Annotated in this window: 21 protein-coding genes; 8 read left to right on the forward strand and 13 right to left on the reverse strand. The window is 34.0% G+C overall.

All coding sequences use genetic code 11. From position 1 onward, the window contains the following. Positions 1–7: 7 nt before the first annotated feature. The 8 genes from ACP3VS_RS18430 to ACP3VS_RS18465 form a co-directional block, all read right to left on the reverse strand. Entirely contained in the window at positions 8–3,745 is a 3,738-nt protein-coding gene (locus ACP3VS_RS18430; protein ID WP_426389519.1) for a hypothetical protein, read from the reverse strand. Between the two features lie 15 nt (positions 3,746–3,760). Next, positions 3,761–5,869: a VirB4 family type IV secretion system protein gene (locus ACP3VS_RS18435; RefSeq protein WP_426389520.1), complete on the reverse strand. Its 2,109-nt coding sequence runs from the start codon at positions 5,867–5,869 to the stop codon at positions 3,761–3,763. Then, positions 5,829–6,731, reverse strand: coding sequence for a hypothetical protein (locus ACP3VS_RS18440; RefSeq protein ID WP_426389522.1), 903 nt, complete (start codon positions 6,729–6,731; stop codon positions 5,829–5,831). Before ACP3VS_RS18440 ends, ACP3VS_RS18435 begins: the two co-directional genes overlap by 41 nt. Further along, positions 6,724–7,098 carry a hypothetical protein gene (locus ACP3VS_RS18445; RefSeq protein ID WP_426389523.1) on the reverse strand — a complete coding sequence of 125 codons (375 nt, stop codon included), beginning with the start codon at positions 7,096–7,098 and terminating at the stop codon, positions 6,724–6,726. Before ACP3VS_RS18445 ends, ACP3VS_RS18440 begins: the two co-directional genes overlap by 8 nt. 46 nt (positions 7,099–7,144) lie before the next feature. Then, a complete protein-coding gene (locus ACP3VS_RS18450) occupies positions 7,145–7,558 on the reverse strand; it encodes a hypothetical protein (RefSeq protein WP_426389525.1) in 414 nt (137 codons plus the stop codon). 297 nt (positions 7,559–7,855) lie between these two features. After that, a complete protein-coding gene (locus ACP3VS_RS18455; protein ID WP_426389527.1) occupies positions 7,856–9,190 on the reverse strand; it encodes a serine/threonine-protein kinase in 1,335 nt (444 codons plus the stop codon). 94 nt (positions 9,191–9,284) lie between these two features. Beyond that, a complete protein-coding gene (locus tag ACP3VS_RS18460) occupies positions 9,285–10,523 on the reverse strand; it encodes a DUF3854 domain-containing protein (RefSeq protein WP_197223583.1) in 1,239 nt (412 codons plus the stop codon). 170 nt (positions 10,524–10,693) lie between these two features. Further along, positions 10,694–12,055 (reverse strand): hypothetical protein, encoded by a 1,362-nt coding sequence (locus tag ACP3VS_RS18465; RefSeq protein ID WP_197223584.1) that lies wholly within the window; start codon positions 12,053–12,055, stop codon positions 10,694–10,696. Positions 12,056–12,301: 246 nt separating this feature from the next. Here ACP3VS_RS18465 and ACP3VS_RS18470 point away from each other — a divergent pair, with 246 nt between their 5' ends. The 7 genes from ACP3VS_RS18470 to ACP3VS_RS18500 all read left to right on the forward strand — a co-directional run bounded on the left by ACP3VS_RS18470 (position 12,302) and on the right by ACP3VS_RS18500 (position 17,988). Continuing rightward, positions 12,302–13,207 (forward strand): Rad52/Rad22 family DNA repair protein, encoded by a 906-nt coding sequence (locus tag ACP3VS_RS18470; RefSeq protein WP_197223585.1) that lies wholly within the window; start codon positions 12,302–12,304, stop codon positions 13,205–13,207. A 64-nt stretch (positions 13,208–13,271) separates the two neighbouring features. Beyond that, complete coding sequence (dnaN, locus tag ACP3VS_RS18475) at positions 13,272–14,366, forward strand: DNA polymerase III subunit beta (protein ID WP_197223586.1); 1,095 nt, start codon at positions 13,272–13,274, stop codon at positions 14,364–14,366. Positions 14,367–14,430: 64 nt separating this feature from the next. Beyond that, a complete protein-coding gene (locus ACP3VS_RS18480; protein WP_197223587.1) occupies positions 14,431–14,766 on the forward strand; it encodes a hypothetical protein in 336 nt (111 codons plus the stop codon). A gap of 144 nt (positions 14,767–14,910) precedes the next feature. Continuing rightward, the gene (locus ACP3VS_RS18485; protein ID WP_197223588.1) at positions 14,911–15,441 is read left to right on the forward strand and encodes a hypothetical protein; all 531 of its coding nucleotides are present in this window, start codon (positions 14,911–14,913) and stop codon (positions 15,439–15,441) included. Then, positions 15,426–16,115, forward strand: a complete 690-nt coding sequence (locus ACP3VS_RS18490; protein ID WP_426389531.1) for a hypothetical protein — start codon at positions 15,426–15,428, stop codon at positions 16,113–16,115. Before ACP3VS_RS18485 ends, ACP3VS_RS18490 begins: the two co-directional genes overlap by 16 nt. Before the next feature lie 12 nt (positions 16,116–16,127). Continuing rightward, positions 16,128–17,162 (forward strand): hypothetical protein, encoded by a 1,035-nt coding sequence (locus ACP3VS_RS18495; protein ID WP_426389533.1) that lies wholly within the window; start codon positions 16,128–16,130, stop codon positions 17,160–17,162. Position 17,163: 1 nt separating this feature from the next. After that, positions 17,164–17,988 carry a ThiF family adenylyltransferase gene (locus ACP3VS_RS18500; RefSeq protein WP_197223591.1) on the forward strand — a complete coding sequence of 275 codons (825 nt, stop codon included), beginning with the start codon at positions 17,164–17,166 and terminating at the stop codon, positions 17,986–17,988. A gap of 17 nt (positions 17,989–18,005) precedes the next feature. Here ACP3VS_RS18500 and ACP3VS_RS18505 read toward each other — a convergent pair whose 3' ends face one another. The 5 genes from ACP3VS_RS18505 to ACP3VS_RS18525 form a co-directional block, all read right to left on the reverse strand. Beyond that, positions 18,006–18,836 carry a hypothetical protein gene (locus ACP3VS_RS18505; protein WP_426389535.1) on the reverse strand — a complete coding sequence of 277 codons (831 nt, stop codon included), beginning with the start codon at positions 18,834–18,836 and terminating at the stop codon, positions 18,006–18,008. Then, positions 18,808–19,518 carry a hypothetical protein gene (locus ACP3VS_RS18510; protein WP_426389537.1) on the reverse strand — a complete coding sequence of 237 codons (711 nt, stop codon included), beginning with the start codon at positions 19,516–19,518 and terminating at the stop codon, positions 18,808–18,810. Before ACP3VS_RS18510 ends, ACP3VS_RS18505 begins: the two co-directional genes overlap by 29 nt. Then, positions 19,511–20,134, reverse strand: coding sequence for a hypothetical protein (locus tag ACP3VS_RS18515; protein WP_426389539.1), 624 nt, complete (start codon positions 20,132–20,134; stop codon positions 19,511–19,513). Before ACP3VS_RS18515 ends, ACP3VS_RS18510 begins: the two co-directional genes overlap by 8 nt. 127 nt (positions 20,135–20,261) lie before the next feature. After that, positions 20,262–21,218, reverse strand: coding sequence for a hypothetical protein (locus tag ACP3VS_RS18520; RefSeq protein ID WP_197223595.1), 957 nt, complete (start codon positions 21,216–21,218; stop codon positions 20,262–20,264). Continuing rightward, complete coding sequence (locus tag ACP3VS_RS18525) at positions 21,205–21,930, reverse strand: hypothetical protein (RefSeq protein WP_426389541.1); 726 nt, start codon at positions 21,928–21,930, stop codon at positions 21,205–21,207. Before ACP3VS_RS18525 ends, ACP3VS_RS18520 begins: the two co-directional genes overlap by 14 nt. A gap of 657 nt (positions 21,931–22,587) precedes the next feature. Between ACP3VS_RS18525 and ACP3VS_RS18530 the strand changes: the two genes are divergently transcribed. Next, positions 22,588–23,478: an RNA ligase family protein gene (locus ACP3VS_RS18530; RefSeq protein ID WP_426389543.1), complete on the forward strand. Its 891-nt coding sequence runs from the start codon at positions 22,588–22,590 to the stop codon at positions 23,476–23,478. Positions 23,479–23,557: the final 79 nt, after the last annotated feature.

Genomic DNA, 23,557 nt, shown 5'->3' on the forward strand with positions numbered 1-23,557 from the left:
ACCCCTCCTAAACAATGCTTTGTTTTTGACGGACTCTATTTAATTCTTCTCTGATTTGTGTAGCCCGTTTCGCATTTAACATAACTCTTGATGTAATCAGGTTTTCTAATTGCGAAGTTGAATAGTTTGCCTGCTCTTTTAAAACCCCTTTTGTAGAGTCTAGCTTGTGTAATGTACTTGCCATTACGTTCTCTGCTCCTAATTCAACTGGTTTTAGAGATTGTCCAATCAAATTAACCGCGATTTCATGTACTTCATTATTTCCAAGTCTAATGTCACCGACTTGTACTGGAGACACTCGATAAGTCGAGCCATTCTTTTCTCCAACAACAAATTTACGATTGTTCTCAACGATTACTTTCAAGTTATCAAAATTGTTTGCTGCAATGTCTTCAGTAAAGAATTGGCCTGCATCAACTTGTTGACTGTATGCTGGGAACTCCTTACCTCTAATAAATGTCGGTCTTAATTCTGAACGTAATCCAGCTGTTGAAGTGTGTAACAAGTTAGGATCGTTAATAGGGATTTTTCGAGCTATACGAGTTCCAGCAGAGTCTACTACATAACTAGAAGATAAAGTGTCACCTAATTTTGACATCTCAGGAACATACATATTTTCTTGAATAGCTAAGTCTTGATAAACTACCTCCCCTTGTTTTAAAGCTGCATTTCCTTCTCCTATATGGGATATACGATGTCTCAAGCCCTGTTGATTTTGTACTTCAATGAAACTTTCATTTGAGGTAACAACTTGGCGGATTGCTCCTTTTAAAGTATTGCCTTCTGATGAAGTTGCAGCTATTTGTAAAACTTCATTTGGTGAATATGCCTCCGGTTCAATAAATGTTGATGTTAATGGTTTTCCAATAGCTTTAAGATTTGGTTGTCTTAACAAAGCATTCGGATTTTGTTGAATTGTTATATCAGATGGAATTACTGAACCATCTTCAGATAAACGATAAGTTGAAGATGAACCCCTTGTAGTAGGCACTAACATACCATCTTGCATGCTCAAATCTTGATAAACTGCTGTATTTGGTTCTAAATTTGCGTGACCGCCCGACATACGAGATACAATTTTTCGGTCCCCTGATCTGGTTAATACTTCTACGTATGAAGAATCACTAGTGACTACTTGACGGATAGCACCAGGAACAATTTCTGAATTACCGAATGAGTCCGTTGCAGTCTGTGCCATTTGAATAACTTCCTGTGCACTATTGATTTCACTTTGAACACCATCATTTAATGGTGAAAATTTGGTTGTCATATTACGTGCCATTCGATGTCCTGCACGTCCTAAGAAAATACCGCCAACATAGCCTGCAGAACGTGTTAAGTTATCTTGAGCTTGAACATAGCTACCATGAGTTTCTACTGCTTGATCAGTAAACGTCTCTATAGCGCTGGTTGCTCCAGATTGTACTGAATTAACTACGTTTTGTAGGACACCTACTCCGTCTACTTTGTTAGCTACCCACGTGGCAATTGTTTTATCTGCACCGCTTCTAACAACATTGGCTACATTAGAAAGTGCTGTAGATGTATCGGTAGAAGTTGATGCAGCGAAAGCGCGAACTTTATCAGAAAATGAAGGGTTCTGAACAGCATTCAAAACATTGTTATCTAGTGCTACAGCTTTATCGATAGATGAATTCACATGCTTATATTTATCTACATTATTCGCTAATGCTTTAGTTGCATGTTCTGTATTCCAAGTAGCAACTGCTTCATCAGCAGTATTCCCTCGAGCTATTGCATTATCGATGTATTGAGAACGTTCTTTCATAGTTGCTTGCTGAGCAAGAATTTGTCCTACATTACCAGACATTAGACGGTTGTTAGGTGAAATGATACTTGCAGATTGAATATCCTTAGTGGATAACAAGGCTGCCGCTTCAGAGTTATTAAAAGCTACATTCGGATCTGTATTTGCTAAGTTTTGAAGTCCTGACGCCAATCTCGAATTGAACATTGCTTTATTGATATCACCAATTTCGTTAGTTGAACCAGCCATAGCATCACCTACAGCACCTTGGAGACTTTTCGCTACCCCAGCTTTTCTATCTGCAAATTCAGCATCTCTACGTTGCTCAAAAGCTTCTAGGGATTCATTTTCTCGTCTTGGATGTTGCTTTTCGTATTCCTTATTGAAAGTAGGCTGATTTTCTTTCTCCCACGCTTTTAATAAATTATCAGTTGCTTGGTTTTTGAAATTATCACTACTCGCAACATGCGTTTCACCATAGCTTACAGCAGAAGATAATTCATCCAAATACTTTGTTTTAAGCTCAGCCTTTCGAGTTAAAACCTCTTGATCTAACATTGACTCTAAGTCATTTTGATTTGCATCAGGGAATCTACTTTGAAGGTCTTTTAATATAGAATCTTTATTTTGATTCGCCCATTCATGTGCATCCACTTCAGCAAGAGCATCAGCTGAAGAATCAATATCATCTTTTAAGGATTTTTCACCTAATGATTGAGGTCCCAATAATTTATTCATCTTGTCTTTTCTAGAATTCAAGGAATCCATTGCCGCAGTACTTGCACGGCCAACAAAGCCAGCAGCTTCACCACCTAATACGTATCCTAATCCTGCACCAGTTATGGCTGATCTTGAACCGTTACCACTAAATGCTAGGGCTCCTGCAATACCGAATGCACCTCTACCGATGGCTTTTAATGTTTCTCCGTTACGAAGTAATCGCTCAGCTTTTCTGTCAGCTGCCAAATCGCTATTTTCATTACCTGCTACAGATTCTTTTATGTCTCCCATCGATGAAGCGGATTTGCCACTAGTTAGCCTATCTTTAGCTCCATTAAATGTGCCTTTGGCGATTTCACCAATACTTTTCCCGTTCATTGCACCTTTAACAGCACCACCTAAGGCAAAAAGTGTTGTCATACCGAGAGCTGCCCCAGCTTTTGAAACATTGTCTTGCAATCCTAAACTAAGTCCAAAGAGTCCACGCACTCCGACAGAAACTGGAATAAATACGATAATGCTAATTACAGCACTAATGATATTTTCTTCTGTCATGGAGAAGATATTTAGAATGAAAAAAACTACAGCATGAATACTTTGTACAAAGATAGTGCTTGCGGTTTCTTTCCACCAGTTATGTGTCAAACCTCTTAAACGAGGATTTATCATCAAAACTATGAAAATCGGCCCTAAAACTAATAGAATAACAAGGGTTACAGCACGCATTTGATAATAAAAATTACCCCATACTGATAAGCCTACTAAAACTAGTTCTACGATGACTCGACCAATTGGATTACCAATCTCGGTATCTACATCTTTGAGACTGGCGACAGTACTCTCAAAACCTGAACCGAACCATTGCACAATTAGATAATTAAAACTAAATGCTATATCATAAAATTTTTGCAGTGAACTTAGTAAAAATATAACTAAGAAAATGGTTAGCCCAGTATGGATAAATTCTATTCTTCCTTGGGGTCGATGGAAGGTCATAGCTGTTTTCATTCCAAAAATAACCACTAATAAGGCCATAATCAAAATAGAAAAAACTAACATACTGGAATAAAGAGGATTTAAAGCGTAAGTGTATACATTTTCAGAAAATGTATGCCAAATAAAATATTTCTCTTCACTATCACCAAAAATCAAGTCTTCTAAATCTGATAATCCCAAAAATGGCTCTAAAATAAAGTCAAAGATTGCCTCAATCAGTTTACTAAATATGTCGACCAGTTTATCGCTAATAGCTCCCATGATTTTGGCCTCCTATCAGCTGATACTGCTACGTTTCAGTTGTTTTTTATATTGTTCTAATACAGCTTTGTTTGATTCTACAAACAACATTTCACCAGGGGATGGATCTGTTCGCATCCATACGGAAGAAGTTCCCTGTTTAAAAATACATTCTCCCTCTGCAGGTGAGTTATTAATTATGTCAATCTCGCCTTGGCTAAGATTAAAAGTTTCCTTCAGTGCCTTTAAATCAATTTTGTTTTGTTCAAAGAACATGAATGTAGTTGTGTTTTGTAAAATCGCTCGCGCTTCAGGTGAATTGGCGACAACGACAAAATCTTGTGAAGCGATTCGGAATCCGCCCCATCTTTTTCGAATTCTACGTGCTACTTTTTCGCAGAAATTAACAGTTTGCTTATTTTTAATGAATTGGGCTAATTCGTCACAGTTAATAATCTTAGGAACAAACATTAATTCCGGAGCTTTAGCGAAATCTTCCCATAAGTGTGAAAGAATGACGTGATAAGCAATTGGACGTAAAAAACCTTCTTCCATATGCTTTAGGTTGTAGTTAACAATTCTTGCTTTCTTTAAGTCCGTATCAATGTTTTTACCAAAATATGTTTGGCCATCAAAAATTGGCTTTGATTGATCCCTTAAAAAAGGACGAATGGTTGTGATTAACTTCTTTGCTTCGGGTTCTTGAGAAAATTTATCTACTAAATAAGCATATACATCTGACAATGTAGGCATAGCTTTCTTAGCACGTCCTTGAACAATGTTGTCATTTATTTTCTTAGAACCATCGATGTACAGAGAATTAGGGTGGGTTGTAAATTTAAAACGTTTATCTTCACGATATAAATATGTAATTGCTTCTTCTAGATAAGCAATTTCAAAAACGTCGAGACCTTCTTTCTCTTGATTTTTCCCACGTGCTAAAATGTCAAAAAAATCAAGAACTTCATTTATTTTTTCACGTATCGGAACAAAATGAACATATTTCTTTCCATCCTTTTCAATTACTTCTCTATCGTCAGACGCTTCTAAAGCCTTCAATTCTTCATCCAAATCATTTCCCTCTAACATATCCTCAACTGGGATAAGTGAAGGGTTGATATCTAAGGGATTTATAATGATATCCCCTTCTTCAGAGAGAGTAATATTAATGCCTCCAAGTTCCCGTGTAGCATCTACAAATTCGCCTTCAACATCAATTTGACGAGTGTATACGCCCATACCAACCGTTTCGCGAGCCATTAAGAGTTTCATTGCTAATGATTTACCACTTCCAGCTAAACCGAAAATCGCCATATTGTAGTTTTTAGGTCTGTACTTTTCAGTTCCAAAGGCATTGAAAAATTCTTTTTGTCCTGTAATTTTATTTACACCAATAGGAATACCACCATTGTATAACCCTGCGCCACTTATAAAGGGCGCTAAAGTTGACAGTGATTGGCGAGTAAAATTCCTTAACGACTCAGGAACTTGATTTCTAGATAATGGTGTGACAGATTGATAACCCTTTTTTACTCGATGAAATGTAGGTGAGATTTTAAATATTTTATTGGCCATCTCATCTTCCAGTTGATTAGACTGTATATTTAATTCTTTCAGGGACTCGGCATATAAAACCCCATTAACTCCTATATAAAAAGAGTCATTTAAATCCATTTGTACTTCTTCCATTGCTCTTGTAAGGTCAGCAATTTTAGTAAGTAAATCATTTTTTGTTTCACGACTTCCTCTAACATTTTGTACAATTAAGCTTGCTTCTAGAGATTTTATCTGCCGTTCATATGTTTTAACTGCTTCCTTTTTAGTCAATTTATTTATATCTACCATTACATCTAATTCACCTTGATCAGTTAGAGTTTGGAGCCAACCTGTATTCAGATTCATTGGATAACCTTCTGAAGGGATATGAAAAGGTCTTGCAAAAATTGTGTTCCCAAGGCTTTGGTTAATGATGAAATAATCAACTTCTCTATCTTTTATTCCGAATCCATCTGGTGAAACAATGTCCCAAAACTTAGAAAGTGTGTTAGTTGCGAAATCCTTTACTTTAAGGGTACTTATGTTACTATCTAGTTGTTTTTTCTTCTCAGGAATTTGTTTGTTCTTCTTCCGCTTTAAAATTGGCACTGTCAATTTCCTCCTTTACAGCAGCCATATGCTCTGGTGTTTGATCAGAGTTAACATACATTGCCAGCATTTCATTGTTTTGTATATCATTAAATCTTAATTTGCGAGCTCTTCTACGTTGGAATAAATGGTAGTGTAGTTCTGTGACTCCGGCTGTATCGAGTTCGTTAATTTTTACACCACTTTTTGTTAAGCTATTTGACTTTTGAATTACCCTATTTAATTCAGTATTAGCTTTATCAAATGAAGCTTCTTGAATGTCATCCCCGTCCTCTACATGGATATCTTGAATTCTTACTTCATAATCGAAAATAAGATAAATTTTTAATTCATAACGAGGAGTTTTTATTTGGAAATCTTCCAGGTCAGCTAACAAGTATTTTCCGTATTCTATTGCTTTGGCTGGCAAATCAGATTGAGAATGAAATGTGTGTTTTATAAGTTCGGTGTTTTCCGTCAAATCGATAAATCGATTTTGAAAATAAATCCGAGGATACTGTCCATCTAGTTTGGTCGTCCAAATTTCAAATTTTTTATCTATCTGTTCTTGTTCATCTAAATCAAGTAAATAGTAATTTACAGGAGTTATTTCTACTATTTTTGTGTACCAATTATTATCTTTAATAATCACACCATTTTTAATGTCAATTAAATCTTTAAATAAATTATCGAATGTCAAGGGTTCAATCTCATTAAGAATTTCCTCATGGTGTGTATTTGTAATTTCTTCAAATTTTGCTTGTTTTTTATTTCGATGTTTTTCTAGATTTTTTTTTGTACGTATTATTGGTTCTTTTTTTGCTATACAGTAGGAAATGTAAAATACGAGAGCCATACCACTGTAAACAAGTAAATCAATCATTTTTTTCACGCCCTATATCATTTAGATTAACTAAATTTCTACTAGTTCCTTTTCTCCACCAACCAAATTCATGCTTATTGGCGAATTTTAAAATAAAGTTTTTGTCTCGGTAGTATCCTGTATGAGAATGGCGGGTAAAAGCTATATAAAAAATTATTATTGGTATAGGTAACGCAAAAACCAAGGAACAAATGAGGCTGGGGATTAAGCTCATAAAAAGGCTACTAATTTTGAATACGTATTTTATTATGTTGTAAATAATAATAATACCTACGAAACAGTAGACTCCCTGACGTAATGACATGAACCCTAATAGACTTCTTTGCTCACTTACCATATCTTGTTCTAGGCGAACACCAACTCGCATATAATCTCTCCTTTTAAAAAATGAACACCTAAAAGGTGTTCATATATTAGGACCCCGCTCCAATAGCTAGTCCAATTAGCTTGAAAGCATTGTAAGCAACGATTGCTCCTATTGCACTTCCGCCAATCCACCATGCCGCTTCAGCACGTTTTTGACCATTAGAAGAAGCGGCCATTTTAGCACCAGCAAATACTAGGCATCCAGCGATGAATATTAATGCGAAGCCAATTACAACGTAAATCCATCCTTTAGCTTCATTCATTAGCCCTTGACCTTTGTCAGATATTGTAGTAATTCCAGCCATTGAAGCTGCATCAGCTGCATTTGTTATGCCGGTTGTTTTTTCGTTTGCAGCTAATGCTGTATCAAATCCTGGTAGTGCGAAAAATAAACATGCTAACAAACCGACGATTATCAATACTCCTTTCCAATTCTTATTTTTCGTAAGAGAAATTGTCATATAAAGACCACTCCTTTGATTTTTTATATAAGCAAAAAAAAATACCCCAAACACAAGAAAGAACACATAGCATTGGCTATGTTTCCTTGTATTTGGGGTACACCCATTGACGCTTATATAATTACCCTTATTGTATAATGTTGGATTTTATAAATCAACAGTATTTTCTTAGGAGTTTTAACTCGAAGGGATTATCAAACAATATCTAACTAAAAATAATGGAAAATATCCTCTTATGCTGAAGATACCAAAAAAATAAAAAAACGATTACCTAGTAATCGTTTTTTTATAAAATTTCTATTTTTTCTTTAGGATACTAATAGCACTCGAAATTTCAGTTGAAGTTATTCTAGTAGTATTAACTCTGCTTAATTTTGGGAACGAATTATCCTGATCAATCATGTAGACGGCGAATTCTCGCTCATTCTCTTTAGATATCGAATTTTTTTGAATAATATCTAATATTATATCTTGAACTGCCCACTGATTATAACGGGCAGCTATAGTCCACAGTCCTTTTAAGCATTCTAATTGACACGGTGGGTCAGTTAAAGTTTTAAATAGCCTATTTAAGAAATAACCGAAAGCATTTGTAGCATTAAAAGGCCAACCGGTGTTTGAAAAGCATTTTTCTAAGCCTAAATTGAATTTTACAATAAAATCTAACATTTTTTGGTTATTAATCGCTTTATAAAAGAAATAGACAGTTTCATCATCTTTTAAAGACATAATAATAGGGTCAATAAAATCATAATAAACATGTTCTTTAATATTGAATTCCATAGTGATTTCGTAAAATTCATTCCAGTCAAATTGGTTAGTTCTTAACTTAGATTGATGCATGAAAAGGTATTCTTGTACAGTAATATCTTGAAGGCTAGGGCCAGCTACTCTAGAGTAATATTGCTTATATTTCAGAACTTCATTCTTCAAGATAGGTACACTATCATATCTATCTCCAACTCTTTCAGCCGCAGCCCCCTTAATAACGCTAAGATAACTTGGAGCATCATTTATATTTCTAGGTTCTTTACCAGTCAAAATAAAGTAAAAAATTTTCCCTAAGGAGTAGACGTCACTTTGAATAGTAGCGTCTTTAAGTTTATCTGCCTGTTCAGGTGCTGCATAATAGTAGCTACCGTATCCTTGAACAGAAGAAAATCCACCTTGAGTATATTTAGAGTAATCTTTCCCAAGTCCAAAATCACAAATATACCAGTCATTTTCTATTTTTAAAATGTTATTGGGAGTTATATCCCTGTGAAGTATGCTTTTTGAATGGGCTATCGAGATGCCATCTAGAATCTTCTCGAATATTTCTACCCTTTCTTCTTCAGTTAATGTTTGATTGTTCTTTGTTATGAACTCATGTAAATTTTTCTCAGCATAAGGCATGATGTACCACAGGTCAGTATCGTCACTATCTATTATAGGAACTATATGGGGCTCTCCTTTTAAAGCCTCTAATATAGCTATTTCCCTCCTAAATCTACTAACATCATCTTGATTGCTACGTAATTCAGGTTTTAAAGTCTTATGTGCATACAATTTACCTTTATCATCACTATATTGGGAGACACGAGCAAATGCCCCTTGTCCCTTCACTTTAACGTATTTTAGTGTATCTAACACATATAGTCCTCCTAATAATAAGCAAATAAAAAACCTACCCATATTTTAACGGATAGGTTTATCTATTACTATAATACATTTATTTTACAATTATTTAATTTCCTATTCTTCTTACCTGAGGTCGCTTAGACATCACAAGTAAATCATCAATTCCTTTACCATCTTTTGTATTCCATACCACATAGTTTATCAATAATTTCTCTTTCTTTAAAGCATTTAATAACTGTGTTACAGCCTGCTTCACATATTGATTAGTCAACATGTCCATATCAAAAGCAATATTTACTTGTTCAACACCTAACTCTTTTAATACAGGAAGTATACTAGCCCAAGACTGGACACCTGAAGTAGCTACAAATGTATCACCTAACATTGCGATTTGCTCAGGTGTAAACGCTTTTGAAATATGATCAGCTGCAATATCAGCTTTAAGCGCGCCTTCGGTAATCCAAACCGATTTTGCACGTAACGGTTCTCTATATTGAGATGGATTTTCCTCTAGTTTCTTTAATCTAGCTGAAGGAATAGCAACATGTATTGGAGCATCTGGACTACATCCTAAATTCCACTTAGCCGAAGAGAGCCAAAAATAACGATTTCCTTTTTTAAGACGAATATGAGTTTTAAGACCATGGTATTCCATAACAAATTCGTCTCCTATGTTCATTTGTTTTTCCCCAAGTATTTCCCCTCCTTCTAGTAAAGCAAGAACGGTGTGACCATCCTTTTTTAAATGCATTCTACAATTAGGGATATTATTTTCTATATAAATAATCTCAGGGAGTGGATTATCTACACGAATCTGATAACCTACGATCTCGTTATAAACATTTCTGTATGGTATTAGCATGCCTTCAATACCATGTACTAATTTCCATTGACCATTATTTTCATAAAAGCCTGGTACACCTTTCAATGGAGTTGGAGCTACAATTTTGCTTGCCAAACCCTTAGTAAGACTACGGTATCCTCTAATATCAATTTGAGAGTCCATTAAGCCTCTATTGGGTGATTTAAGTTGTTCGCGGTGCTCATTTAATAACGGTAATTTATTTTGTATTAAACCGTTATACATTAAATCTAAAAATTGATCATCAATTTTAGATACTTGCTTTTCAGCCCACTTACCAGACACCTTTTTTTGCTTTTCATTCAAAAAATGTAGATAAGTTAGAGGGTTTTTAGAGAACACTTTTTTGGATTCTACACGAATGCAGCCAACAACGTCCCCCTCTTCATTTCGAATACAACCGCCTGACTTATGACAAATAGGACACACCTCACGATAGTATTCAAACCAACCTTCCATCTTTGTACGTCTTAATGTATGCATATAAAAAAAACCCCTTTTGTTATTTTAAACAATAAAAAAAGAGTCTAAGACGCATAAAATGGCATGTAAATACCAAAATATGTGTCCATAGACTCTAACAATACATCTCCGTCTAACTTGATGTGCAAGTTGACCAAATAATTAAATAAGTAATATACCCTAATCTTAAATTATTGTGTACTGAACTTCAATTGTTTTATAAAATTTCTCACAGGGGTCTTTTTAGGTGTACCCTTTTCTTCAATCTCCATCGGCGGATGATCTGGAAAGACATGTTTATATAAAGTTTGATAGGTTGGCATCCAAGCTTCCTTTACTTTTGTTTTTGACCATAATGGCTCCTTCGTATAGTAATGATTCATTATCTCCTGATCCAATGCAGGGATACTCGTTAGTAATGGGATACCCATCTCTTGTGATATCTTCGTTGGTTGTGAGAATTCATATGTTCTTCCCATAATTCCATATATCTGCAGGTGAGAATTTTGACTTAATGTTTGTATATACTTCTTCCATTTCAATAAAGCTGGGAAGTTATCATCAAATAAGACCCAAAGTTCATCAACATAATTAAGGGCATCTAAAGAATATTCAGCCAAGTGGCCACTAGGAAAATCGACGAATGTTACATCTGCAATTTTAGAAGTGGTCATGTAGGCTTCGATTAATGGCGGATTCCAACTATACTGTAAGTCATCTTGTGAGGAAGGTAGGAACACAACATTTTGATAAATCCAAGAAGCCATTCTTGGCTCATACTCTTCCTGTATGCAACTAGCATAACTTACCCAATTTTTTGGTGGTGAGCTATATCGTGAAATATGAGTTTTTAATATAGGATGCGGGCTTAATGCTTCTAATACTGTTGTATAAATGCGTTGTTCGGCAAATGATAAAGCTAAGTTAATGGTAGTTAATGTGACGCCAGTTTTTCCAGTTGGAGACCACAATCCAATAATTTTATGGTCCGACCATTGCTGGTTTGCAAAAAGTTTCTTTTGTATATTTCTTGTTCTAATGTGAAGCGGATTTTCTTCATACTGTACAGATTGAGCTTGAGCATTGCTAATTGCTTCAGTCACTGTTACATCTCCAGTAGCATTATCAAGGATGGTGTTATCATCAAAAAACAAAGGATCCGTTGATGCTGTCTTTTCAATCAGTGGTTTTAAAGTCTCAGTTGGTACCTGCGTAGTTGAAACTTCATCACCTTTAACATTTTTAGTAATATATTTTAGCCATTTTATATAGGTACACTTTTCGAATTTTGAAAGCTGTTCATTCTTTAATAAATCTTCATTTGTTACTATGACACGGGTAACAATCCCTGTCATATCTAAATACAGACTAAGTTTTTCGAATTCATTAGTATCTGAAATTATAGTATATAGTTTTACAATACCTTCAGATTCACATATTCGATTTAATTCTTGTAAATTCCCCGTAATCTTAAAATATTTCGAAAGTAGAACAGTGTCTACTAAGGGCTTGGCATTATCAGTTAAGTAAATGACCTCTAATCCGTTTTCCATGCCCCTTCCCCCTTTTCAAAGTTAATTTTTGCTTACATTGTAAATAGTTTAGCAGTATGCTACAATAATTGCATACATTCTATTTCTTTTATTTGTCAATTTTCATTAAGTAAATTCGACGGAGAGCGTATTGTTAAAGCCTTTGGGCATGTTTATTTGGTAGACATTTATTGTCTACTTTTTACATGTTCAAAGGCTTTTTTGCGTTTTATTGGAATGTAAAAAACTTTGAAAAGAGGAATTAGTATGAGTTTAGATGGAAAGGAAGTTCTCAAAGCATTATCAGAACCTTTTGAGGATCATGCTATTGAATGGCGAGCACAAACGTTTGCCAAGAATGGTAATGTCTTAATGTTACCTTATATTGATGCACGTGCCGCAATGATTAGGCTTGATGAAGTATTGGGAGTAAATTGGAAAGACCATTACCGAGAAATTAGTATTAATGGCAAACAAGCATTTCAATGCGAACTAAGCATTAAAATTGATGGTGATTGGGTAACAAGAACTGATGGTGCAGAGACAACAGATTTTGAGTCTGTTAAAGGTGGATATTCAAGTGCATTTAAGCGGGCCTGTGTAAAGTTCGGAATAGGAAGATATCTTTATGACTTACCTCAATTTTGGTTAAAGGTTGAAAATTCTGGCTCTGTTTATGTCTCGGGAAAAATTAAAGGAGAAGGAGATGTTACTGGTTATGTTACTCCACCTTCTACCCTTGAAATTGTTTCAGGTAGTAAACCGCAGCCACAGAATATGAAACAGTCGCTGCCAAATGGAAACCAAAATCAGCAGAAATCTGAGCATGAAAATGCATTGAAATTGGTATGGGGTCAGTTACAAGATGGACAAATTGGTTCAAATTTAATTCCCTATTTTTTAGACTGTGTAGGATGTAGATCTCATAACCTTGAAGATGCTTCTATTGATCAACTGAAATCCATTTACAATGCTGTCCATGCAGTAAATTTTTATTTAAGTGTATGTAGAGGTCATAATTTGCTGATAGAACAAGTGTTTTATTATTCGCAGATTGTATGCAAAGAAACGATTACAGACATTACAGCCTTATATTTCAAAATGGACTATAAGAAAGCCGAAGAAGCTATTGAGCTTATAAAAGGTGACTGTAATAAAGCAGCTGCACAATAAAAAGAGAGAGTAAGTTCAATAACGTGTTTACGTTGTTGGACTTTATTTTGTTGGAGGGAATTGTATGAACTTTATAATCAAACAGAAAACGATTAGAGAAATAATTAAAAATAATGGCACGTTGATGAGTGCAAAAGTAACGAAGGAAATATTAAATGGTGTTCTTTTTGAAATGACAGAAAAAGGTCTTACAATTACTGTTTCTGATGGAGATGAAACGATTAAACAACGAACAACAGAAGTAGACGTGGTTGAAACCGGATCTTGTGTAATTCCCCGTGACTTTTTACGAACAATAACAAAACTTTCAGGCGAAATGGAATTCTCATTAGAAGGATATCTGTTAACTGTTAGCAAAGGGAAAACAAAGTTACAAACAGTTGTATTTTCCTCAGATGAGTATCCAGTTATGCCTACAGAAAAACCTATGTATCAATTAAAGTACACTGGTCAGCAATGGGAAGATATTGTCATAGCTACAGCTTATGCAGCTAGTACATCGGATACACGTCCGGTCTTGCAAGGTGTACATATTGATGTTTCACCAAGTGGCCAAAAATTTGTCTGTACTGACTCTCATCGAATGGGGGAAATATATTTTACCCAGGGTGAGATTTCTGAGGAGTTAGCAATTACGTTACCAGCAAAAATGCTGCAGGCGACTTTAAATAGTTTTGATTTAGCAAAAGATGTGATGGTTGTTGGATTCAGGAATTACGTTGCTTTATTCAATAGCCATATTGTTCACACAATCCGTGCACTCGAGGGAAACTATCCAAATACAGATAGATTAATACCTAAGAGCTTTTCTACAGAAATTGTTGTCGCTAGACAAGAGATTTTGGATAACATGAAACTACTTAATTCAATGTTAAATCCAGATTCCCCTATCATCAACTTTGATATTGACAACAACTGTTTAATGATTAGAACGAAAATGGAAACCAAGAATGGTGAAGTATTGATTGAAGGAGAGGAATTTATAGGGAAGGGTTTGAAAATCAGCTTAAATGCCGTCTTTTTTATAGAAGCGGTACTTTCTTTCAAATCTGAATATGTACGTATAAAGTTCACTGAGTCTTTGAAACCATTCATTATGGTTGGGGAAACTGAAGAAGATTCCCATCTAGCTTTAATGCTACCGATTCGAACTTACTAGATAGGCTAAGGAGACTGTTATTAATGGCAGTCTCTTTCATTTTTATAGTAAAGGACAAGAACAAATGGACTTTGAAATGTTTACTCAAAAATTAAAAAAACAAGGTCAAGTAATTGATGTTAATTTGCAAAATGATAGTATCGTTTATTTGTTCAAATTATTGATAGATGATGTATATGCAAATGAAATCGATTTTTCTAGATTTTCATTAAAGGATATTTCTAGAGTGCTTGAGCTATTAGAAAATGACCATGATTTTGATGAAGTTAATGGTTTAATTTTGTTTCATATAAGGCAATTAGATACAGCTGTAAGTCTAAGTAGACTTGAAGTTAATTTGGCAAGAAATTTTTTAGATGGGAAAAATCTGCAAAGAAAAAGTAAGGTGACCTTTATTTGAACAATTTATTATTTTACAAATATAGGGCTGAGCAAATTTATATCTATTATTGCTTTAAAGCAATTAGTACAGAGATTAAAAGTTTGGTTTGGCAACCCTTACTTATAGCTAATTATATTATGCAGTGTTACAAGGAGGAAGGAAATGGAGATTACACAAGAGGAATTTCCCATGGTTCTTGAATTTTACTACTCATTGCAACTTGTAAAGTTGATAGATATGTATTGTAGAGAACACAGTCAATTACCAATAATTCCTGATTGGTCATTAAGGTATGACTGGTCCGATGGATATGGTATGGCTCCTGAAATTTTTTTATTTGAAATGTTAGAGAAAAATTTCGGGATTAAAATGCAAGATAGCGAAGAAGTATTATTTCAAAGAGAGTTTAATAATTTGGAAAGAAAAATAAGGCAATGTGATTCAGAAATTGAATTTGAAAAATATGATCAGATATGGTACCTAAAGACACCCTATAAGTTTCAATTTTGTTATGAAACAGGTGTAGAAAAGACAGTTCATGGTTACAGGTTTGAAAATGAAACTGATGTAATTTACTACGAATCATATATCATTGTTGGCTCTACTGATTTCGGAGATCCTGAATCAGTAGGAGTTTGTATGAGTATTTTAGAGAAAATGAAGGAGGTATTGCCAGGATGGAATGGCAAATAAAAATCCCATGTGAACCGAAGGATTTGAACCGATTCATTGAAGGTACCCTTGTAAACTCTAATGGTAGTATTCAGGGTCCTTTTATGTTAACTACTGAGGAGATTATAGACGCTTTTCAAGCTTTATTGAGAAAAGATGTATCAAGTAATTATATGACATTACCAATGCTACCTAATAATACATTGCATTTTACGCATAATCGTATGGGTACAAAAGCAAAAATATTACTTGTGTTTGAACCAGAGAAGACTTTTATACAACATGTGCAGTTAAAAGGTGATGGGTTCTTTATAGAGACTCCACGGACAATCTTTAGTGTTGAACTAGTGAAAGCAAATATGGAATGGCAGGTTAAAAATGTGGCTGCTTGTGCAGTGGATGTTAATAAGGAAGATATAAATGAAGATACAGATTTATATCAATTCCCCTTTCCACATGTATCCAAAAATTCTGGAAGTATATGTTGGGGTACTAATTCCCTTCCAGTATTTAAAGCTGTAAGAGAGTGTGTACGAGTAAAAGATTTGTTTTTTGGGAGCCCCTTTAGCGAGGATTATGGAATGGCATTGTTGTCAGGATACAGAAGTTTCAAAGACTATTTATTAGAGAATGAAGATAAACATTTTCAACACAATGATCTAATTCCAATGAATATTAAACTAAAAGATTTTTAAGGAGGAAAAAATATGAAAGACTTATTTGATTTTTTAGAAGAAATGGAAGCGGGAAATAACGAGGAAAAAAAATTAATTCCCCTAGAAGGTACTCATGAAGAAAAGAATATTGAGGAACCTGTAAATACTGAACAGGTAACTGAAACTGAATCAGAACAGCCTAATAAGGTTACTGCTACCCAAGAGTTGTTTGATGTATCCTCAGAGGAAGCTGAACTTGCAAGAAAAGAAAAAGAATTATCTGAGCATGCTGCAAAGGCTAAAACCGTAGAAAAAGCGACTGGGAAAAAGACAGCTACTAAGGTAGGAGTAAAAGATACGTTTGATCCGACTATATCCACATTAATAAGATATTATGGAGAGTCTATCCCTATCACTATGTATTGTACTGAAGCAGAAATTGAAAGCAAGAAAATCACATTAAATATTTTACGGACTCGTATGGAGACTGATTACCCAGAGTTAGTTGCTAATCATACAGAGATGCTGTTCATTAAAAAAAAGGAACAAACTTATGTGGTTCCAACTTTAATGGCTAAGAAGAAAGGTAGTAAATCTAATACGCTAATTAGAAAGAGACCCCTTATTCCTCATGAAGTATTGGGTCAATTTATAGCAGTAGCGCAATTATTTGCAAAAGAAGAATTAGAAATACATGCAGATATATATGAATGTACTAATACAGGAAAAGTATTTATTGATATACCTGAACAAGACGTTCATAAATTTTATTGCGAAACTACTGAATCTGCAATAAGTATAATATCTCGTATTGGAATGGATTGTAAAAAGTTAGCAGAAATCCACTCGCATCATACTCTCAATCCTATCCCATCGTCTATAGATAATAGTGCAGAGCGCATTCCCAACATGTTATATATAATTGTTGGAAACATTGATCACTTTTATCCGAATATATTCTGCAGAATATTTGTCGATGAGTCCACAGGCTGGATTCCATGTGATACTTTTGAAATTTTCAAAAGACCTGTTTATGCTCTCCCCTCTTTTGATATGGAAAGAATCCATGTTAGAAAGGGTGAGTGATTTGAAAAGAGAGAAATACTTTATTGTACAAATTGGCACAGGTGGTAATGGTGGCCCCCTTACACAATTAATATCTCAGATGTTGGCCACACAAGCTGATCCTGATAGTGTATATGTCCTTGCTGATCCAGATGTAGTAGAGGAAAAGAATCTATTTAATCAGTTGTTTATTTTAGATGATATTGGCCAGCCGAAAGCAAAGATACTTGCGGAACGTTACGGTCAGGCATATAAATTGAATGTTTGGTCATATGTAAAGGGGTATATTGAATCTGTGGAACATTTAGAATCATTATATCAACATGATTTTTTTAATGCGATAAACAGTAATGCCTTTAAATGTGTATTAATAGGTTGTGTAGATAACAACTTTACAAGAAAAGTTATGAATGACTTTTTTTTAAGAGTGCCCAATCTTTTTTATATAGATGTAGGTAATGAATCTTGTGTCATGCCAGTAAACTGGCAGCATAGACAATATAGTGATTGGACCATAGAAGAAAAGGCTGATTATCAAGAATCAGGCTGGTCTGGACAAGTTGTTTGTGGTTTGAAGAAAAATGGTACTGTTGATTATCAACCAGTTGCAGAAGTCTTTCCAGGTATCTTAATCGATAGCGATGATATGAAGCCTTCTGAAATGAGTTGTGCAGATTTAACAGCAAGTGAGCCACAACGATTTATTACCAATAGATTTGCCGCCACAGCGGTTTTAGGAGTCTTTCAGGCGTATGTAATGGATAACTCAATCCCTAACCATATCGTCCATTTTCACGCTCGTAAAGGATATATGAGGGGTAGACCTCAAGCAATATGTGAATTATAAAGAAGAAAACACCGACTTTAGTCGGTGTTTTTTATTTGTGATTCTAATGTTTCAATAGATGATATATGAAAGACATTGAAATAGATTTTTTCATTTTCGGCATTTTCGGATAGAAGTAGATTAATTAAATTAAGGAGGTCAAGTTTTTCAAAAGTAGCAATTTGATCTGACAACATTATTTCTGCAATTTTTGGTTCGGAACTATAAGGATTAAAAGTAATACGTCCCATCCAATCTTGACTCTCTCCTTTAAATGAACAGTTAAATAAATCGTATTTTAATGCCTCAGACGCGCCATCTAACGTTACTGAAGGTATTATAGCGATCTGTGGAGTGATTAGATATGGATGAATAACGTCTTTTATATTAGTTATTAGTTCATCCTTAACGTAGGATGGGTACTGATGTAAAATCGCATATGTTATTCCATAATAAGTGATCTCTTTGTAAACCTGCTCCAGTAAATCAAAATAAGATGTACCAATTTGTGTTAACATATCCATTGCAAAAGCTTCAGCGGTATCGACCTTTACAAAATCAAGATTTTGTTGTTCAAACATCTCTCTCAAGCTGTTTGGGATAGTGTTTAAGACTTGATAAATAGTAGTTTCCTCTGTTATTAGCGGTATATCTGGATTATCTTCTTTAAATTGCATAGCTATCATATATCCCTGTAAAAACTGCCGATTTAAAATCAATTCTATTTCTTCGATATGCTTTTCTTGTTTTTTAGTATCAAGTCTCATAAATTTCAATAAGTAAAATTGAATTAATTCATTATAATCTTTCCGAAACCTTTTATCTTCTTTAATTTTATCTTCAAGTATTTGTGCTATTTGTTTGAGCATTATTCTCTTCTCCTAGTTCTAGTTCTTCATTTGTTATATAAGGATTTGTGGTTGGCGTATCCTCCAATAGTTTCCAACCACCTTTTCCTTGAGAAAACAACATTTCAAAAAATATCTCGTCACCATTTTCTAATACATGTCGTCTATAAACAATTTTTAGACTCTCGTTTGCAGTTGCATAGAAAACGATGGGTTTAGATATAAAGTATGAGGTTACTTTACTCTGTGGAATATTTTTATAATAACTGCTCTGTACTATGTGAAGGGTTTTGGCCATTTCCTCTTTATTTGATCCTAATTTAGATGTGAAATCATCATCTAATACTTTATACATGTCATCAATGAATTGGTCAGCGGTAATTGAATCCTTCATGAACTCAACAAAATAATACGCACTATACTGGGCTACGCTATCCAGGTCATTAATGTTTAGAGATTCTTTTTTTATGATTTGTGGTTTATACTCTTCAAGTTCTTTTGTAGTGTACAATTTAGTCGCATTTTCAGCAGCCTCTTCTTTAGATATCGTTGATGATGATTCAAGCCTACTATTTTGTTCTTTAGGTGAAATCTCAATTTCTTGAGAAACAGTATTCCTACCTTTTGACTCAGTTGTATATGGACCGAGGCAGCCAGATAATAAAAGAGTACTAAAAGTAATTAATACCAACTTCTTATACAAAGCTCACTCCCCCTTTATAAAGATCATATTGTAAGCGTTCATTTCTTAAACAAAGAATTTCGTTTTTGGAAAGACAGTTTAAAATCAGATTGATTTCATATATAGGTCTTCGAGACTGGTATTGTTGAAGAAACCACTCTTTAAAATGAACAATTGTAAAACTCATAGAATTAAATACAATTTCAAACCTCATAATTTCATTAAAAAGAATAGTGAAGGTTTCTTTTGCCGAATCAGTAAAGTGATGGCTTGGCATGTAAATGCGTGTACTTTTACTTTCTCCAAATAAACTAACCCAAAGATTAAGAACATTAACATTTAATTGCATAGGTGAAATGTATTCAATCATGTTGGAGGATTTGGACCACTCTCTCCAAAGTTTTCTTGATAATAAAGTCACTTCAAAATGAATATTATAATCATCACAAACACCGAATTTAAAATAATCTTGTAACTTGTTCCGTTTTAAATAATTTTTAATGATTGTATGACGTTCTTTTGAGAGTTTCACTTCATAAACTCCTCCAGACTCATTCAATTTAGCCCCACCTAAAATTAAAGCAGTATATAAATGCTGCAATGGAATTAAGTGTGTATGGTTTACCCCATGGGACATATATGCATCTCCTTTCATTTTATAAAACAAAAAAACCCAGAAAAGCCCTATCAATTGATAGGTTTCTCTGGGGTAATCCCTTTTTTAAAGTATTAGGTTATTTCTTACAAGGTTAAGTATATAGGATTCAAACAGAAGATTCAATACGATCAATAGAGGTTTTTACAAGTTTGGCAGCATGTGTTAAAGGGATAGCTAATTGTTCACTTATGGTATCAATACTTAGTTGCTTATCAGTTACTAAGTGGTGAACAAAAGCATACATAGTCTGCTTAGTACTATTCAATGGGCAGCCTACAAGTTCAGAAATAGGCTTCATCATATCATGTAAATTACTTGGATTATAAGGACCGTACCCCTTATCACTTTTCGTGGAGAGGAGTAAATCTATCCCCCTATTTTTGGACTCCTGTAATATTTCATTTATTAACTTTATCTCTAGATTTGAGTCAATTAATATCGAGCGCTCCATCTTCCAGGTACTGTTTTCAAAATATATAAGATATTCATGATTTCTTTCCACTATATTGTTTCTAGACAAATGCAACATGTCCTTCATTTCAATACCATATGACATAAGTAAATATATGAATTTAGGAATAAGATTAATTGAAGTAGCATTATAAATCGTATCTTTACTTTTGATTAATTTATTATAATCTACTTTAACTGCAGGTGCTTCCCAAGTTAGTTTCTTAAATCTTTGTCGGAACTTTGTCATAACATCGATCGGTATATAATTGTTTCGCCATAAGAAGTCAAAGTAATGAACAAGTATTGTGATTTTACGGTACACAGTACGCTCAGAGAGTACATCACATTCTCTAGTGAAAAAGGCATCAATATCTTTATAACTAATGCTTCTCAGTGCTAATTCTTCTTTCCTTTCGATATTTACACTGGTATGAAATTTTTTAATATACTTTATCTCCATATCGACCGTATTAAGGTGTATCCCTTTTCCAATACGAAATGCGTGGTATTCATCAAGAACCATTTGTAGCCCCATTACTCCACCTACTTTCCCATGTGATAACACATACTTGAAACTAGAAGAACTATTATCTACATTAATCAATGTCATTAGAGCTATCTTCTTGATTACCTTGATGAAGAGTTTTTAACATTCTTTCGTTCAAACCCTTTTCAACATAATCTTCAATAAAGCGCTCTCTTTCATTTATATTTTCTTGTTTAAATATAAGACCTGTAAACCTCTTACTTTTGGGCAACTTATTCCACTCTTCGCGCCCTTCTTCCCTAAGTTGTTTTTGCATTTTAGTATAATCAAGCATTATATTTTCCAGTTTCTTATCATACGAACTTTGTATTTCCAGTACTTTTTGATGGAATTTACCATGCCTATTGAGTTGTTCATTAATTTCTTTCTTAAACTCACTTAATTGCCTTTTAAATAGCTCATCTTGTTTCTGTGAACTACTTGTTAGTGGCTTTCTGGTTTCAAGGTCATGCGAATCAGCAATAGCTTCGTATATTTGAGGTAAACCCCATATATCTTCCTGTAAGTCCTTTGAACGCTTAGCTGCAATAAAGATAGCTATTTTTAAATCTATCTCATTATATACTTTAACATCGTTTAAACGTTCAACTTCGTGAATTCCCCTCTCTTCCAAGTGGCGAAAATAATTATTTATAGTGTTAATGGTAACGTTTAAAGGTACATTGTAAAGTTGAAAAAATACTCTGTTTACTTCATCAACAAATTTGGACAATTTCCAGTGTGTACTAATCTGTGAAGTAGTATCATTTACTTCCGCTTTTTGGACCTGATTCATTGATTACACACTCCTTTCATATCACGAGCCTTCTCATATTTTGAATATATCACATTAACAATAGATTATCGAGCTATCTAATATAGCAAAAACCAACCACACAGACTAATGATTCTGTATCTAAATAGTCTAACGATAGTAAAGAGAAGTTTTTCGAAGAAAGTAGATAGAGTAATGATATTACTTTGGTAATAACGTTATTATATTCGAGTTAATGGTTTTTCAAAAGATACCGTAACGATAGCGGAGGTTGGAATTTGATATTTTCAATATAGAGTATTTTGAGTATCGATAGTCTACTTGAGTATGCTATCGATATTAGAACAGAATACATTAAATATAGATTTGGTGTTGACTCTAGTATCGATAGACTAATTGAATACAATATCGATATTATTGATAGTTTAAAATAAACTAGTGCAATTTAAATTAAACTAGTTTATTTTAAATGGTTTTTGGTTATATAAATATGCTTAGAATGTTCGATGTATATAAACTAGTTGCATTTAAGTTAATTTAAATTAACTTAAACTAGTTTAAATTCAACTAGTTGTATTTATGTTATTTCGATTTAGTTAGTTATAAGAGATGAATTAAAACGTAATGAAAAGATAAAGATAAGAATGAACAATGAGTGTTTAATATTGAGTGGAATTTATGAAGTGGGTGAGAGGTGATGGTAGCTTGTTGTTTAAACCGATAAAACCAATGTTAGTATCAACTGGTACAACTCTAATAAATACTGATGATTGGATTTATGAGATAAAGATGGATGGTTGGCGTATTCTTATTCATAAAGATGGAGACCGGATCGAAGCTTTTACCCGTGAAGGTAATAATGTTACTTCGAAATTCCCAGAATTAAGTTTGGCCGCTGAGTCAATAAAAGAACATACAGCCATTATAGATACTGAAGGAGTAGTCTTTCGTAATGGAGTATCTAATTTCGAGGATTTTGCCTATAGAGGACTCCTCACTAACCAAGATAAGATATTAGATGCCACAAATACACATCCAGTTACATTTGTAGCTTTTGATATATTGGCCACTAATAAACCATTACTTAATGAGCCTCTAACTAAAAGGAAAGAATGGTTATCAGCTGTAATAGAGCACTCGAATTATTTAGTTGAGGTGCCATCAATTCAAGGTAATGGAAGCAACATTTATCAATTAACTAAAGAGAAGAAAATGGAGGGGATTGTAGGGAAACGTTGTAGTTCTATTTATAGGGTTAATCATAGATCAAGGGATTGGTTAAAATACAAACATTTTAAAATTATAAAAACTACAATATTGGGTTATAAAGAAGAGCCTTTTTCTTTGGTGGTGGGATTGGTTGGCAACTACAAAAGCATTGCTCAAGTTGAATTCGGATTTAAACAAGAGGAGAAGGTAGCTTTTAGACAAATAGCAAAGCAGTTAATTACTAAAGTTGAAGGGGAAGTAATATGGTTAGAACCACGTTTAATTTGCAAGGTGCAATACTTAGATAAAACCAGTAACGGTTTGTTAAGAAATGTTTCTTTTAAAGGGTTCGTTTTTTAAAACAAATGATATTTCTTTTGCTTAATCATTATTGTTTCCAAATATACAAAACGTCTAGCGACTGTATGTCAGCTAGACG

Origin of the sequence: Lysinibacillus sp. VIII_CA (assembly GCF_049943995.1) — a bacterium.
Lineage (GTDB): Bacteria > Bacillota > Bacilli > Bacillales_A > Planococcaceae > Lysinibacillus > Lysinibacillus pinottii.

Bases quoted from the DNA above. Each gene is read 5' to 3' on its own strand.
- ACP3VS_RS18430 (WP_426389519.1), bottom strand. From the start codon at position 3,745: ATGGGAGCTATTAGCGATAAACTGGTCGACATATTTAGTAAACTGATT.
- ACP3VS_RS18440 (WP_426389522.1), bottom strand. From the start codon at position 6,731: ATGATTGATTTACTTGTTTACAGTGGTATGGCTCTCGTATTTTACATT.
- ACP3VS_RS18445 (WP_426389523.1), bottom strand. From the start codon at position 7,098: ATGCGAGTTGGTGTTCGCCTAGAACAAGATATGGTAAGTGAGCAAAGA.
- ACP3VS_RS18450 (WP_426389525.1), bottom strand. From the start codon at position 7,558: ATGACAATTTCTCTTACGAAAAATAAGAATTGGAAAGGAGTATTGATA.
- ACP3VS_RS18460 (WP_197223583.1), bottom strand. From the start codon at position 10,523: ATGCATACATTAAGACGTACAAAGATGGAAGGTTGGTTTGAATACTAT.
- ACP3VS_RS18465 (WP_197223584.1), bottom strand. From the start codon at position 12,055: ATGGAAAACGGATTAGAGGTCATTTACTTAACTGATAATGCCAAGCCC.
- ACP3VS_RS18470 (WP_197223585.1), top strand. From the start codon at position 12,302: ATGAGTTTAGATGGAAAGGAAGTTCTCAAAGCATTATCAGAACCTTTT.
- dnaN (WP_197223586.1), top strand. From the start codon at position 13,272: ATGAACTTTATAATCAAACAGAAAACGATTAGAGAAATAATTAAAAAT.
- ACP3VS_RS18480 (WP_197223587.1), top strand. From the start codon at position 14,431: ATGGACTTTGAAATGTTTACTCAAAAATTAAAAAAACAAGGTCAAGTA.
- ACP3VS_RS18485 (WP_197223588.1), top strand. From the start codon at position 14,911: ATGGAGATTACACAAGAGGAATTTCCCATGGTTCTTGAATTTTACTAC.
- ACP3VS_RS18490 (WP_426389531.1), top strand. From the start codon at position 15,426: ATGGAATGGCAAATAAAAATCCCATGTGAACCGAAGGATTTGAACCGA.
- ACP3VS_RS18495 (WP_426389533.1), top strand. From the start codon at position 16,128: ATGAAAGACTTATTTGATTTTTTAGAAGAAATGGAAGCGGGAAATAAC.
- ACP3VS_RS18505 (WP_426389535.1), bottom strand. From the start codon at position 18,836: ATGCTCAAACAAATAGCACAAATACTTGAAGATAAAATTAAAGAAGAT.
- ACP3VS_RS18515 (WP_426389539.1), bottom strand. From the start codon at position 20,134: ATGTCCCATGGGGTAAACCATACACACTTAATTCCATTGCAGCATTTA.
- ACP3VS_RS18520 (WP_197223595.1), bottom strand. From the start codon at position 21,218: ATGACATTGATTAATGTAGATAATAGTTCTTCTAGTTTCAAGTATGTG.
- ACP3VS_RS18525 (WP_426389541.1), bottom strand. From the start codon at position 21,930: ATGAATCAGGTCCAAAAAGCGGAAGTAAATGATACTACTTCACAGATT.
- ACP3VS_RS18530 (WP_426389543.1), top strand. From the start codon at position 22,588: ATGAAGTGGGTGAGAGGTGATGGTAGCTTGTTGTTTAAACCGATAAAA.